Source organism: Lysinibacillus sp. FSL P4-0201 (assembly GCF_038593425.1).
Lineage (GTDB): Bacteria > Bacillota > Bacilli > Bacillales_A > Planococcaceae > Lysinibacillus > Lysinibacillus capsici.
The window spans coordinates 2554042-2566686 of record NZ_CP151995.1 but is presented as its reverse complement, the minus strand read 5'-3'; the positions used below and the strand labels follow the sequence as shown (position 1 = coordinate 2566686).

The 12645-nt window shown below is 36.9% G+C and carries 20 protein-coding genes and 1 pseudogene; 17 read left to right on the top strand and 4 right to left on the bottom strand.

Annotated features, from left to right (window positions below; genetic code table 11):
* Positions 1-274 precede the first annotated feature (274 nt).
* A complete protein-coding gene (locus tag MKY76_RS12875; protein ID WP_342556674.1) occupies positions 275-637 on the bottom strand; it encodes a helix-turn-helix transcriptional regulator in 363 nt (120 codons plus the stop codon).
* 166 nt (positions 638-803) lie between these two features.
* Here MKY76_RS12875 and MKY76_RS12870 point away from each other — a divergent pair, with 166 nt between their 5' ends.
* The 14 genes from MKY76_RS12870 (at position 804) to MKY76_RS12805 (ending at position 7859) form a co-directional block, all read left to right on the top strand.
* Positions 804-1028 (top strand): helix-turn-helix transcriptional regulator, encoded by a 225-nt coding sequence (locus MKY76_RS12870; RefSeq protein WP_312126315.1) that lies wholly within the window; start codon positions 804-806, stop codon positions 1026-1028.
* Positions 1029-1114: 86 nt separating this feature from the next.
* Complete coding sequence (locus tag MKY76_RS12865; RefSeq protein WP_342556673.1) at positions 1115-1852, top strand: ORF6C domain-containing protein; 738 nt, start codon at positions 1115-1117, stop codon at positions 1850-1852.
* Positions 1849-2157: a hypothetical protein gene (locus MKY76_RS12860; protein WP_342556672.1), complete on the top strand. Its 309-nt coding sequence runs from the start codon at positions 1849-1851 to the stop codon at positions 2155-2157. Before MKY76_RS12865 ends, MKY76_RS12860 begins: the two co-directional genes overlap by 4 nt.
* Positions 2158-2292: 135 nt before the next feature.
* The gene (locus MKY76_RS12855) at positions 2293-2568 is read left to right on the top strand and encodes a helix-turn-helix transcriptional regulator (protein WP_205443823.1); all 276 of its coding nucleotides are present in this window, start codon (positions 2293-2295) and stop codon (positions 2566-2568) included.
* Positions 2556-2831, top strand: coding sequence for a hypothetical protein (locus MKY76_RS12850; protein ID WP_342556671.1), 276 nt, complete (start codon positions 2556-2558; stop codon positions 2829-2831). Before MKY76_RS12855 ends, MKY76_RS12850 begins: the two co-directional genes overlap by 13 nt.
* 60 nt (positions 2832-2891) lie before the next feature.
* Entirely contained in the window at positions 2892-3026 is a 135-nt protein-coding gene (locus MKY76_RS12845) for a hypothetical protein (RefSeq protein ID WP_255409617.1), read from the top strand.
* 184 nt (positions 3027-3210) lie between these two features.
* On the top strand, positions 3211-3375 hold the full coding sequence (locus tag MKY76_RS12840; protein ID WP_342556670.1) for a hypothetical protein: 165 nt from the start codon (positions 3211-3213) through the stop codon (positions 3373-3375).
* Between the two features lie 104 nt (positions 3376-3479).
* The gene (locus MKY76_RS12835; RefSeq protein ID WP_342556669.1) at positions 3480-4199 is read left to right on the top strand and encodes an ERF family protein; all 720 of its coding nucleotides are present in this window, start codon (positions 3480-3482) and stop codon (positions 4197-4199) included.
* 190 nt (positions 4200-4389) lie between these two features.
* Positions 4390-5511, top strand: a complete 1122-nt coding sequence (locus tag MKY76_RS12830) for a DNA replication protein DnaD (RefSeq protein WP_342556668.1) — start codon at positions 4390-4392, stop codon at positions 5509-5511.
* Positions 5498-5800, top strand: a complete 303-nt coding sequence (locus tag MKY76_RS12825; protein WP_342556667.1) for a DUF6877 family protein — start codon at positions 5498-5500, stop codon at positions 5798-5800. The genes MKY76_RS12830 and MKY76_RS12825 overlap by 14 nt, the downstream gene beginning before the upstream one ends.
* Positions 5793-6377, top strand: coding sequence for a single-stranded DNA-binding protein (ssb, locus tag MKY76_RS12820; RefSeq protein WP_342556666.1), 585 nt, complete (start codon positions 5793-5795; stop codon positions 6375-6377). The genes MKY76_RS12825 and ssb overlap by 8 nt, the downstream gene beginning before the upstream one ends.
* A 12-nt stretch (positions 6378-6389) precedes the next feature.
* Positions 6390-6578: a DUF6011 domain-containing protein gene (locus MKY76_RS12815; protein ID WP_342556665.1), complete on the top strand. Its 189-nt coding sequence runs from the start codon at positions 6390-6392 to the stop codon at positions 6576-6578.
* Positions 6568-7113 (top strand): Holliday junction resolvase RecU, encoded by a 546-nt coding sequence (locus MKY76_RS12810; RefSeq protein ID WP_342556664.1) that lies wholly within the window; start codon positions 6568-6570, stop codon positions 7111-7113. Before MKY76_RS12815 ends, MKY76_RS12810 begins: the two co-directional genes overlap by 11 nt.
* A 2-nt stretch (positions 7114-7115) precedes the next feature.
* Positions 7116-7859 (top strand): hypothetical protein, encoded by a 744-nt coding sequence (locus MKY76_RS12805; RefSeq protein ID WP_342556663.1) that lies wholly within the window; start codon positions 7116-7118, stop codon positions 7857-7859.
* 196 nt (positions 7860-8055) lie between these two features.
* Here the strand turns inward: MKY76_RS12805 and MKY76_RS12800 are convergent, their stop codons facing one another.
* The 3 genes and pseudogenes from MKY76_RS12800 to MKY76_RS12790 form a co-directional block, all read right to left on the bottom strand.
* A complete protein-coding gene (locus tag MKY76_RS12800) occupies positions 8056-8601 on the bottom strand; it encodes a collagen-like protein (RefSeq protein ID WP_342556662.1) in 546 nt (181 codons plus the stop codon).
* A gap of 222 nt (positions 8602-8823) precedes the next feature.
* A pseudogene (locus tag MKY76_RS12795) lies at positions 8824-9306 on the bottom strand (bclA protein); the annotation flags it as partial.
* A 462-nt stretch (positions 9307-9768) separates the two neighbouring features.
* Positions 9769-10056, bottom strand: coding sequence for a hydrolase (locus tag MKY76_RS12790; RefSeq protein WP_257522292.1), 288 nt, complete (start codon positions 10054-10056; stop codon positions 9769-9771).
* A 439-nt stretch (positions 10057-10495) separates the two neighbouring features.
* On the opposite strand from MKY76_RS12790, the gene MKY76_RS12785 reads away from it, so the two are divergent.
* The 3 genes from MKY76_RS12785 to MKY76_RS12775 all read left to right on the top strand — a co-directional run bounded on the left by MKY76_RS12785 (position 10496) and on the right by MKY76_RS12775 (position 12490).
* Positions 10496-10981: a sigma-70 family RNA polymerase sigma factor gene (locus MKY76_RS12785; RefSeq protein WP_257522291.1), complete on the top strand. Its 486-nt coding sequence runs from the start codon at positions 10496-10498 to the stop codon at positions 10979-10981.
* Between the two features lie 468 nt (positions 10982-11449).
* On the top strand, positions 11450-12004 hold the full coding sequence (locus MKY76_RS12780; protein WP_263081756.1) for a hypothetical protein: 555 nt from the start codon (positions 11450-11452) through the stop codon (positions 12002-12004).
* 219 nt (positions 12005-12223) lie between these two features.
* Positions 12224-12490: a hypothetical protein gene (locus MKY76_RS12775; RefSeq protein WP_342556661.1), complete on the top strand. Its 267-nt coding sequence runs from the start codon at positions 12224-12226 to the stop codon at positions 12488-12490.
* Positions 12491-12645 lie beyond the last annotated feature (155 nt).

The window sequence follows — 12645 nt, the reverse complement described above, 5'->3', positions numbered from 1 at the left end:
TGTTACTATTGAAATGTGTGAGCAGTCAATAAATGTCTATTTGGTCATCATCACTTTCTGAGAAAAGTAAATGCGTGTTTTTATCATATAAAAGTACATGAAGTTTGAATGGATTTATAAAATAGAATGAATCACTATTTTCGTGTTCTTCGGCATATAATTTGCTTACACGTCCTCGGTATCCTTCTATCATAGGGTAAGGAAGTAGATATTTATTCCTTCTTTTAACACCTCTATATCCATTAAAAATCTCCCTAAATAATATAGATTGTTTCTATATCTCCCCGTTATCCTTCAAAATCTCCCACATCTTACGAAGCTTCTCCAAATCTTCTTCTTTAGACTTAGGCAACTCCTTGTACCATTTTTGCAGGGTAGGGTTGTTGGCGAAAGCCTCGAACTCGGCTTCGTCTTTTTCTTCTGTTGTGGGGGTTGAATTGTCTATACGGCCAAGAAGATAATCGGTGCTAACGTCTAATACATTAGCTAGATTCAATAGTTCGTTATCTTTAATTGGCCTTTCGTTAGACTCAATTCTATTCATTACACTAACATTAAGATTAACTCGATTAGCTAGCTCCTTTTGAGTCCAACCTCGCTTTTCCCGCAATGAAATTATTTTTTTTCCAATATTCATATTTTCACCGCTTTCAGTGAGTCATATTACTAAATATACCATGTTTCCATTTTAGAAATAAAATAATTTCTAAAATAGAAATAAAATGCTTGAATTTCTAAAATAGCAATGCTATATTATGTTTAAGGAGTTGCTAAAATAGCAATTTTAAAGTGAGGTGATAATTGTGAAAGTGTTTAGTTTAGACTTTATCAAGCAACGCCGACAAGAACTAAATATGACACTTCAAGAAGCAGCAAATGCAATGGAAATGAAGAATGCATCTACTTACCTAAAGTATGAAAATGGCGTTTATGCATTTAAGGCAGAGCAACTTCCATTATTAGCATCAATACTTAGATGTAGTGAAGAGAATTTTTTTGAACAAAAAATTTCTAAAACAGCAATTTAAAAAGTTGTATTGGTCTTGATAAGTGACGGAACCCAAACAATGCAAGCCTATAAATTTGTATATAAGTTAACAAAGGAGGTTTTATCATGAACCAATTAGTCGTCATTCAAAACCGCCAAGCTGTTACAACATCTTTGCAAATTGCGGAATCGTTTAACAAAGAGCATCGCAATGTTTTACGGGATATAGAAGGGTTGCTCAAAAATGAGCAGACCCAGAATTTATTCTTTGAAAGCTCTTATCAACATCCGCAAAATAAGCAGTCATACAAAATGTTTTACGTGAATCGAGATGGCTTCACACTTTTAGCAATGGGCTTCACTGGGTCTAAGTCATTAGAGTTCAAATTGAAGTACATCCAAGCGTTTAATGCGTTGGAGGAACAGCTTCATCCAACGCCGTTATCAGAAAAAGAGCAGTTGAAAGCTTCGATGAGACTATCACTTGAGACATCAGAAGAGATTGAAACATTAAAGGTCGAGGTGAGCGAAGTGAAAGAAACCGTTCAATCACTCTATAAAACGATGCGTATTGATGGCAATCAAGAGTCTCAGATTAGTAAACGTGGGCGAGAAGTTGTAATCGCTGCTTTAGGTGGCAAAGAATCGATTGCCTACAAAAAAATAAGCCGTCAAGTATTTTCAGCTTTTTGGCGAGATTTCAAAAATCATTTTGAAGTCCCGAGGTATGGAGAAATTCCTAAAACACGTTTTGCTGAAAGTATCAAATTTATCTCTATGTGGCAGCCATCTACAACTCTACGAATGGAAATCAACGCATACAACCAACAGGGATTAAAACTTGTTGAAGGTGGTGCCAAATGACTGTGATTAAAAACGATTTGGACATTACTCAATTAGTACTGGAGAACGCTGGCCTTTCTAAAAAGGAACTATTAGAAAGGTACGATCAAATAGTACAAGCAACCATTAGAAAACGAACACTGTATTGGGATATCGATGATCTAGTTCGAGAAACTAGATTTAGTAAAGCGTCATTAGAAAAATATATTCTTTGTGACCCTCGAATTAGGGAGCACCAAAGACAATTAGGCTCTAGATACAAAAGGGTTTGGTTAGCAGAGCCCACAGCTAAAGTGCTCGATGAAATTTTGAATAAAGATTACTAAAAAAACAACTACTCGGACAGGTATGTAGAAGAGATTGGGGCAAACAATCTCATATCTCAACTATAAAGATAACTTAATAGAGAAACCATGCGTGGTAAGCATAATATGCACTTTCTGCATAAGGAGGTGATTTCATTGCATGTAAATGTTGGAGAGTTAATCAGAAAGTGCCGCAAGAAAGCAAAATTATCGCAGGAAGCATTTGCGGAACTTATGCATACTACGCAGTCAACTATCAGTCGTATCGAGCAAAATATCATCGCTTGCGAAGTTAATTTTTTAGCCAGAACTGCAGCAATTACAAATTCACAGGACACAGTAGTAGCAGCGTTATTTAGTGCAGATGCAGCAATGCAGTTTTTACAGACAGTACCAATGTTTATAGGAGGGATTTTCAATTGGATCATGTAAAGAAATTGGAGTTAGAAATAGCCGCAAAGAAAGCATGCATTGAGGATTTACAAGTAGCTAAGGCATTTCATAGACAACACGGTACATACAACTTAGCAGCTGAATGTGCTTGGCGGATTAAAAAGGCAGAACATGCTATCAGACGTTTAGAAGTCCAGCTACAAGATAACAAAAATTTTGGTGGGTTAATTCAAGATTTTAGTAGGCGAGGTATTTCCCTAAAGGTGGTGAAGAAACTTGCTAATGAAAATATTAAAAGTTAATAAATGGAGTAATTTGTCATTGCAAGAACGCTTAGTGTCAGTAGGGAAGTGGTGGTCAGCATGGTGAAATGGCTAGTAAATTATTTGTATATGCCAGATGACGGCCGGGATCAAGAACATAAGGAGTTCTGTGTGAAATGCGGAATTGTCATGGTTGCTATTGGCGTACCAATCATTATTGCTTGCTGGCAATAAACAAGCTGCTTAATCGTTGGCGCGATTAAACAGCAGTACTATATTAGTCTCGATAATTATATCACAAAACTTGATGATTGCGAGTACGATACTCGCTCTCGTCAAGCAGTCTATAACCCGTACCTCCCCTTGACGGATTGCTTTGCAGTTATAGGCTGCTTGATGGGATTCCATCAGAAAGTGGGTGATTGAAATACGTGTTTACTTCAAGCGTTTATCAGATCAAAAAGAATTTAGATTTTTACAAGTAAAGAACACAGGGCTTGAAGGAATCGCTAAAGATGGAGAAGTTGTGATATTGAGATTTGTAGAACGTTCAACTCTCTATGCTCAATCCTATACAAAGTAAAAACCACTGCCGCAAACAGTGGTCTGAAAAAAATATTTGCAAAAATAGTTACTTTGTATTTTACGCCCAAGATTTCAAAAAATCAACTAACTAGGGGGAAGAATATGCTTTTTTCCGAGAGTAATGTAAATATTTCGGCAGCATTAGCTAAAGCATGGGCTACTATTCAAACACCAAAACATAATGCAAAAGTAAATGTTCGCACCAAAAATGGCGGTTCATATACGTTTGAATACACGGATCTCAATGGCATTTTGGATGCTGTCAGACCTATATTTGTTCAAAATAATTTATCCATCATTCAGAACAGCTATACAACCGTTGAAGGCAATTTAACAATGGCTTGTGTAGAAACCATATTCCTGCATGAATCAGGAGAGTATGTGAAATCTTATCCACTCAAATTCCCAGCAGCCAACAGCATGCAAGATTTCGGTGGTCAGATTACTTATATGAAGCGCTATAGCTTGTCGGCTATGTTAGGACTGGCTACCGAGAAGGATGATGATGCAAATGGAGCAAGCGGCAACGATTATCAATATATGAATCAAGCTCCTCCAAAACTGCCAAGTAACAGTGGTCAGCCACAGCAACAAAAAAATCAACCTAGTCACTCAGGTTTAAGGACTCAGGAACAGTTCAATGAAATAGCAAAATTGTTGAGTGAAGTTGCCACAGCATATGGTTCCGATCCTAACACAGTTTATAACGGTGCTATGCAAAGATGCAAAATCCCTGATAAGAATTCGGATTTATTAACAATGAAAGAAGCAGATAGCTTAATTCAATATTTACGTGCTATCAAGATGCAAGTGCCTCAATGAATTCTGTACCGCACAGAGTGTTGTTACCACATTGGATTTTTGAACAGGCGGCAGACGATGAAAAGGAATTATATCGCCTTGTACGCCGGTACATATGGCAGGGCTACCCTGATTACAAGTTGATCGATATCAAAGGCAGTTTTGCCATTTGTAAGCGAACAGATGGATTTTTATAAGGAGGGCAAACCAAATGTTTACAACAGGAAATACAACAGTAGATGCGATTGGACAGATGCATTTAGAAGGGAATGTCATCCCACATACATGGTATGAAAACATCCGATTAAGCACAGGTAAGCCTGATTTAATTGCTATCACATTGCTCAGTGAAATTGTTTATTGGTATCGCCCTACACATGTGAAAGAAGAGGCATCAGGGCGTTTACTGGGCATAAAAAAGAAGTTTAAAGCGGATGCGCTACAACGTTCTTATGATAGCTTTGTTGAACAATTTGGCTTTAGCAAAAAACAAGTCAGAGAAGCTATGGATCGTTTGGAGCAACTTGGTCTAATTACTCGTGATTTTCGGACAATCACATCCAATGGAACAAATTTATCCAATGTATTATTTATCGATTTAGACATAGGACTTTTAGAGGGTATTACCTTTTTAGGTAATAGGGTGTTACCCAAAAAGGTAACAGGGTATTGCCCAAATGGGAAAGAGGGTGTTACCGATATGGGCAATAGGGTATTACCCAAACGGGAAACACCTATTGCCCCTGAGGGTAATACGTATACAGAGATTACTACAGAGATTACAAATACAGAGATTACTAAAAAGAATACTAGTCGCAAACGAGTTTACGACGAATCTTCTGTTGAATATCAATTAGCAAATAGGCTTTATGAAAGAATTCTTGCTAACGATGCCAATTTTAAAAAGCCAAATTTGAATAGCTGGGCTGATCATATTCGTCTCATGATGGAACGAGATCAACGGACTGCTCAACAAATTGAATACTTAATTGATTGGTCACAAAACAACAGCTTCTGGCAATCAAATATTCTTTCAACCAAAAAACTACGTGAAAAAGCAACCACATTAATCCTTCAAATCAAAGGGGAAAGGGAGAAAGCTAACGGAAGTATTCCTCCGCAATATCAACGGGTGCGGAGAGAGATTGTTCCACAATGGTTTATAGAGCGGCAACTTGAAAAACCACAAAATGGAGAAATCATCGAATCATCAATACTTATTACGGATGTAGAGGCGGAGCCGTCGGAAGAACAGAAAGCTTACTTTGAAGCAGAACGACAAAAAATCTTAGCAACGTTAGGGAAGGTGGAAGAAAAATTTGAGCAGACATGAAGAGCATATGAAAATGCGTGACCATTTCGCCAATGTTGCTCAGGCAAAAGGTACTTTTACTAATGGCACTGACCAAGCACTAGTACGGGCAGTGACACATGATGAAGTAGCGAAGCGTGTTAACCAGCTTGTCAGTAAGTATCAGTTCCCGCTTCCAGTCCTACAAGATGTACAGAAGCGGTTAAGTGACAGCAATTGTCCACATTATGCAATGCAACAACTTAGATATTTAGAAAACAATGTGCATGCTGGTATCGCCACAAAAAGGGAGGATTCAAACAATGATTAATCGTGTCGTATTAGTTGGCCGTCTTACAAAAGATCCTGAGTTACGCTACACACCGAACGGGATTGCATCTTGCCGCTTTACAGTAGCCATTAACCGTACATTTGCCAATCAAAATGGTGAGCGTGATGCAGATTTTATTAACTGCCAAGCATGGCGGAAAGCAGCTGAAAATCTAGCAAACTATCAGCGCAAAGGGGCACTGATTGGTTTAGAAGGTCGTATTCAAACGCATAGTTACGAGGATCAGAATGGACAAAGAGTATATATCACTACTGTTGTAGCAGACAGTATCCAATTTTTAGAGTCACGTAGTCAAGCTAGTGGACAACAGCAGCCTAATCCATATCCATCGCAACAACAGCAGCCTCAATATGGCGGACAAGCTTACGGCAACAACCAGCCAACATATAATGGTGGACAGCCGCAACAGCAATTCGGTGGTGCTATGCCAGGGCAAGGTGCTTATCAGCAAAATCAATCGCCTATGAATCAATCTAGCTATACAAGAGTAGATGAGGACCCATTTGCGAATAGTCGAGGACCGATAGAAGTGTCTGACGATGATTTGCCATTTTAGGAGGCTGATAGGATGAGTCGTTGTAAAAGATGCAACAGACCCTTAAAAAATGGAGAATCCATTGTAAGACAGTATGGGTTTACTTGCTGGAAGCGGCACTTGAATGATCTTGAGCAAGAGTTTTTGAAGAACCAGCTCACCATTTTTGACGTGCTAGAGGCAGAAAATCATGAAGAAATGAGGGCGCAGAATGTTTTATAATCAATCAACTAAGCAGCGTGCGAAATCGGTAACACATGCTAACCGTGGCAAGTATTTAGAACGTGTCATTGATATGGCCAACACAAAATATCGTAATGCGGGATTAGCTGATATTCGTAAAATTCCAACGCCTGTACAAATTACAAAGGATAAAGGCTCCCAAGTAGAAGGACGGAAGGAAAAGCCTGAATGGGTGGACTATGCAGGTGTCTGTAATGGACGAGCAGTGGTATTTGATGCAAAGGAAACGAAGGGCAAAAGTTTTCCGCTCCAAAACTTACATGATCATCAATACGAATTGCTCCGTTCCTGGTACGAAAAAGGCGCTATCACTTTTCTACTTGTGTATTTCAGCGAGTTGGATAAATACTATCGCTTACCATTTCCACCGCTTCAAGCAGCTTGGCAGACAGCTCAAAGTGGTGGGCGTAAATCGATTCCACTGGCAACATTTGAAGAACATGCAAGCGAAGCAGTATCAATAGACGGCTATACATTGCACTACTTGCTGCCATTTATCGAAAGTAGGTGGTGAGGATGTTACAGGGAAAATGTGTTGATACTGGAGGTTCTACTAATCTCACAAAAGGTGAACTTTACTATCTTTTCCCACATGGCGGTCATGCATATTGTGCTAGCCGCTTCCCTAGACCCGGATCTCACTTTGGAACCTACCAAAAGAATCACTTTGAGTTAGTGGATGTTGCTATTGATGCGCCAGCTCAAGTACTTAATAAATATTTGGCCCTTGTAGTGAAGCCACCATCACATTTCTATCGAACTGACGAGGAATACATCATTACGGAGCCAAAATCAGATGGTTACTACAGTGTGTTTTTTAAACATCGTCCAGATGGTCCTCCAATCGGCGCATATAAACGTACAGAATGTTTTGAGCGTATTGTGTCTTTTGAAGAATCAGCAACAGAAACCACTACCATATTTGAGGTTGGCGATATTGTAGAAATTGTGGATGCATCACTTATCAGGCATAAACATTATGAAAATGGTGTGCAGGCAACGGTGATAGAGAATTTTTATGGTTGCATATCAATTAAAAGAAATGAGCTTGTAGATAGGAAGGTCATAAGTAGCGTGCTTTTAATAGGAGAGGAACTACAGGCTATTAGAAAAGTTGGATCGAGAACCGTACTAGAAGCGGTTATGGTGAACGATAAGCAGGAAAAGGTGAACCAAACGACAAAAATTGAGTGCGAAATATCTGAAACAGTGAAATTACCTGTCAAGAAGCAAAAATATGAGCAGTTGAGTTTGTTTTGAAAATGGGATAGACATATGAAAACAATCAGACTTAAGAAAGTTAAGTCAAAGGGGATGAAATGGGGGAATAGTTGAAAGAAATTGTTCAGTAAAGGAAGCGTGTATAGATGTTAAAAGAAAAAAGGAGTAATTCCTACCCAAAAGGTTAATCACTCCTAACACAAATCTATTATTTTTCAGTTCTGTCTTTATATCTCTAGATAATAGGACTTAGCAATTTAAGGATAATTGAAGCATTTACGTTTATTTGTGTGCCTCCTGCTAAAGTTTGAAGGATTACTGCTGCTGCAGAAGAATGGTTCCTAAGTGTAAGAAACCCGCCGGATGGTATAGAAATTATTACCTGACCCGTGTTTTGTTGAGTACCGGCTCCTGAACCATAGACTGCCTGCGTCACCGGTGCACCATTTAAAAATAGTGTGAATTGGTTAGGTTCAACACCTGATACGATGAAAGTAACCTCGTAGATTCCTGGTCTAGTAACAAAAATTTGAGAGGTTCCAGGAGCATGCGTAATTCCCGGTGTAACTATACCTGTTGAATCAAAAATAATATCTGCTTCTACAGCGACAGTTTCAGGACTTAGATTATATATATATCCGTATTCGCATAGACCACTACATGCTGTTGGTATTACAGGAGGAATAGGACCAGTAATTCCACAGAGGTCCACTGCTTTGAATGGTCCTATTTGGCTTCCGCACAAGCAGGAACGTTTATTACAGTTACTACAGTTATCCATTTTTTCACCTCCATTCGTAGTATTTTATTAAAGTGAAATATGGAGTAAAGGGCAATAGGCTACAATCAATTAATCATTTAGACTCATTATTAATGTTATTTTAAAAAAAGACCACTCGTATGAGCTGGATACGTCTTTCTAGCTATTCAACAAGCCCCTGTTAGTTCAAGAATAAATTACTGATTTAACGACTCACTAAATATTTTTAATATCATCCCTTATTCAATTAGTCTGCCCTACAGCTGTTATTTTGCAAGTTGAAATTGCAAATCTAACGATTGTTTCAGGACTTATTGGTAAAGTACCTAACACTATGCCAAGACCTGTTTGTTCCACAATAAAATCTGCTGCAATAGAACCATTAACTGCTAAAAGATTAACTGTAGAACCGATAAGTGTATCTAGCAATTGTCTGATCGGTCGTTCGCGACAATTACATTCGCACCCTGAATTAACAGGTGACAACAAGTTGATAGTAGGTCCTGGTGGTAAAAATCCTACCTCTGTAACATCAGAAATGTTTACTTCAAAGGTTGTCACACCATCTGTGACAGTAACTAAAAAATCATTCACTTCAGTAATTGTGAATAAAAAAAATAGAGGAGGTACATTTGGTGCGTCTGCAACAGTGCCAAGAATTACAGTTTGCCCAACAAGCTGCTGTAAGACGGACTGAAGTGGAAAAACACAACAGTCACAAAGACACGAAGAGGAGGGGGCTGAAGGACAGCAACTATTAAGTGCTGTGTACTTAACTGGCGGACAATAACCGTTAGGCTTTATTCTAGTAATTTTCTTTTTTTTAGACATAATTTCACCCCACTATTTCTTTTATAATATGTTTAAAAGAAATATGAGATTGGATTAAAACCTATTTAGGTTTGAATAAAGATACTTTATGTGAGTAGCGCTTACTGAACAATATGAGGAAATAAACTAAAAACGGGTCACTGAGTGTGAGTGACCCTAAGTAACAATTCAGGAGGTTCCTGTTAAACTAGTTTAGCTTAACACTACTATTCATATGCTTAGGTAACTTGGGTTTTATAGTTTATTGCCTTTGGAAAAATAAAAAGTTATGTCTTAATGTAGGCTAAATTTAAAACTCTTTGTTTGGAGAAAAGAAGCCTACCCATAGAAGAATAGACTTCTTTAAAATTAAAACTACTATACTGGTAATAGAATAGCTTCAATATCTTTACAGTTTACAACTAGAGTTCTAGAGCCATCTAGAAAATATGCGCAACAATCTTCATTGTTTAAGGAAAGAAATCTTACATTATTAAATTCTCTACCACTCTTTAAAAAGATGTTAACTCGAGAATTAACTTTTAAATCTCTTAATTGGTCACAAGCACAGCCTATGCAACGATTGCTCTCATTTGAAACGTTACTTACTCTTGAATTGCAAGAGGAGCATTTTTTTCTAGCTGCTGGATTTCTATTAACACTCATCGTATACCCTCCTTTCATAATAGATTTAAGGTATCGTAACCTTATATTCTTAATCTATGAAAAGGATTGTAAATTGGCTGGTAATTTGTCTATTCTGCAATAAATAATTTTATAAATAAAGTACAGAACAAATATAAACATTTGTGTATAGTTAATAGTCTAATGTTATTTTATAACTATTTTGGAATTAAAAGTTAATATGAAACGCAGAATAAACTAAGTATCTTTATAAACTACAATAAACTAATATTTACTTAAATTTAATGAAAAAGTTTGGTAATAATTATACTTACCAAACTTCTAGGTTTAGTATGTTCGAGATATTTTTGAAAAAAAGAAAAAAGCCGTAGCGTCGACTCACGCTACAGCTAGAAATGGTTTATGCCCTTTGATGGCCTCACAGATAAGTCATTATAACACAACTTAGGAGGCCAAACCTATGTTAACAGCTCAAACAGTAAAAGAAGTATGGTCAGAGGCAGACATTGATTATCTAGTGAAAAACTATCGTTTCTGGAAGAAAGAAATTAATCGGTTAGAAAGAGTTTTATATGGTAGTTCAAGCTCAATGGTTTCTTGGGGGGTAGCTCAGTATGGAATAGATGCAGCAATGCCAAAAGGGAGTTTGATTCGTAGCGTAGAAGAGCTTAAAAGAATGGATGTACGTGAACGTGGTCAGATAGCGCGATTAGAAAAGCTACGTACTTATGTATACGCGTTAGAGGTAGCTTACAATCTAATTGACGATGAACAACTTAAAACCATTTATGATTGCTTACTTGATGGAATGACGTACAGACAAATCGCTGAACATCTATCAGCATCTAAAGATTATGTGCGGTTAAAGAAACAAATCATTTTTAGCCAGATTAGCCAAAATAGCCAAATAAGTACTATTTTGACCTACGAAAAATTTGCAATGTAAAATGGGAGGCAGGACGGTGCGATAAGGTTTTCCTCCCTTGGTATTTATAAAAACCTAAATATTAGAGGAAAACAGACCAACGGCCAGCCTATATTTTTTAAGTGATTAGATGTCTTAATTAATAATAAAGAAGTGGTTTTTATGTGAACTTTTGTCCACTTTCCATTTAATTCAATTAACTAACAATAAAGTTCGCGGTAATGCACTATTTAGAACCATAATCTGTGTATATGCCATAGGCTTTTACCTATGAGAAACGTCTTGTGAGGAATAGGATGTAGAAGTGGCTTGAGTAACCACTAGAATTATTTAAACACATTTTTTTATCCCCTTGTTAAAAGACCACAATTATTAGTGGTCTTTTGTATTATTATAAAAAACTAACTAAATGAATTGTACATAGTATAATTGTCTATTTCCTTTATCCCTAATTGAATAGTGTAGTAAAAACAAGGAGGGATTTTAAAAATGGGATGTAGAAATTGTAATAAAGCTTGGAATCACCACCATGCAAACAATATGTGCGGTTGTGAAAAAAATCAGTGTTTCTTTAGATTCAAAGCACCATGTATACCAGAAATGAATGGAGTAACTCCACCACCACCAATTAATAACGCAAGAGTGTGTGAAATTTATTTAGCAACAGATGAAGCAATAGCAAATGGTCAATATTTAGGATTAGGTACCGCGTCCGCGCTATTCCCGCGAAATACGGTTGTTATACCAGAAAACGCAATTATAACTGGATTAGTTTTAAATGTACGTGATAATCCATTAACAGCTGCAGATACAGTAACGGCTGAAGTAGTTATTAGTAGAAGCTGTGGTTTTACTGACCCGATTTCAACAGGTGTTATTGCATCAGTAACAGGGCCAAATACTGCTGCAAACCCCAATTGTTGTGGTTCAACAACAGCTAACTATGCTATAAATAAATGCGACCTATTATCTGTAAGGATTGTAACAGGGGATGGGGCACTTCCGTTTGGAGCAGCAGTAACAGTTATGTATGTACTTCCTTAAATAAATTACCAAGCCATATCCAGTAGGTATGGCTTTTTATTATGAATTAATAAAAATAAATTAAATTGTTAAATAAGTTAAACCACTTTATAATAGTGCTAATTAAATATGATTAAATAGATGGTTTCATGCCATATCCTAAGATGTTTATTAATATCTCGTGTTTCAAAGACCACACCGTAATGATGACTTTATAGAGAGAAAGGAAGAGTCGCTCAAATGATTAAAAACACAAACAATCAGGGTGAAATATTGGTTACTGAAAAGGTTTTAGGAAAATATAGGGAAAATATAGAATTAATTCAACAGTCATTAAAACAACTTGAGTTGGTCATTACTGAATTGCAAAGTGAAGGATTGGTTGGAGTAGAAAAGTTGGCTATCGAATTAAGGAAGTTGCAGAAACTTTCAACAAGTATAGAATTTAAGGCTAAGCTCATTACTTGTAATAAAGGTGATTCCATAGAGACATTACCGTATAAATAAAATACAGAAGTTCATTTAAACTTTATGTTTCAAAGTGTTTTTTTAGTTTTATAAATAAAATATAGCTTTCAGGTCACGTTCATTCGAGCGTGGTTTTTTATTTTCATTAAATTAGCAACTAGCATAATGGGGTGATTACAAAACAAACAAATGAC

Bases quoted from the DNA above. Each gene is read 5' to 3' on its own strand.
- MKY76_RS12810 (WP_342556664.1), top strand. From the start codon at position 6,568: ATGTTTTATAATCAATCAACTAAGCAGCGTGCGAAATCGGTAACACAT.
- MKY76_RS12775 (WP_342556661.1), top strand. From the start codon at position 12,224: ATGATTAAAAACACAAACAATCAGGGTGAAATATTGGTTACTGAAAAG.
- MKY76_RS12780 (WP_263081756.1), top strand. From the start codon at position 11,450: ATGGGATGTAGAAATTGTAATAAAGCTTGGAATCACCACCATGCAAAC.
- MKY76_RS12835 (WP_342556669.1), top strand. From the start codon at position 3,480: ATGCTTTTTTCCGAGAGTAATGTAAATATTTCGGCAGCATTAGCTAAA.
- MKY76_RS12800 (WP_342556662.1), bottom strand. From the start codon at position 8,601: ATGGATAACTGTAGTAACTGTAATAAACGTTCCTGCTTGTGCGGAAGC.
- ssb (WP_342556666.1), top strand. From the start codon at position 5,793: ATGATTAATCGTGTCGTATTAGTTGGCCGTCTTACAAAAGATCCTGAG.
- MKY76_RS12875 (WP_342556674.1), bottom strand. From the start codon at position 637: ATGAATATTGGAAAAAAAATAATTTCATTGCGGGAAAAGCGAGGTTGG.
- MKY76_RS12860 (WP_342556672.1), top strand. From the start codon at position 1,849: ATGACTGTGATTAAAAACGATTTGGACATTACTCAATTAGTACTGGAG.
- MKY76_RS12815 (WP_342556665.1), top strand. From the start codon at position 6,390: ATGAGTCGTTGTAAAAGATGCAACAGACCCTTAAAAAATGGAGAATCC.
- MKY76_RS12830 (WP_342556668.1), top strand. From the start codon at position 4,390: ATGTTTACAACAGGAAATACAACAGTAGATGCGATTGGACAGATGCAT.
- MKY76_RS12785 (WP_257522291.1), top strand. From the start codon at position 10,496: ATGTTAACAGCTCAAACAGTAAAAGAAGTATGGTCAGAGGCAGACATT.
- MKY76_RS12790 (WP_257522292.1), bottom strand. From the start codon at position 10,056: ATGAGTGTTAATAGAAATCCAGCAGCTAGAAAAAAATGCTCCTCTTGC.
- MKY76_RS12845 (WP_255409617.1), top strand. From the start codon at position 2,892: ATGGTGAAATGGCTAGTAAATTATTTGTATATGCCAGATGACGGCCGG.
- MKY76_RS12805 (WP_342556663.1), top strand. From the start codon at position 7,116: ATGTTACAGGGAAAATGTGTTGATACTGGAGGTTCTACTAATCTCACA.
- MKY76_RS12865 (WP_342556673.1), top strand. From the start codon at position 1,115: ATGAACCAATTAGTCGTCATTCAAAACCGCCAAGCTGTTACAACATCT.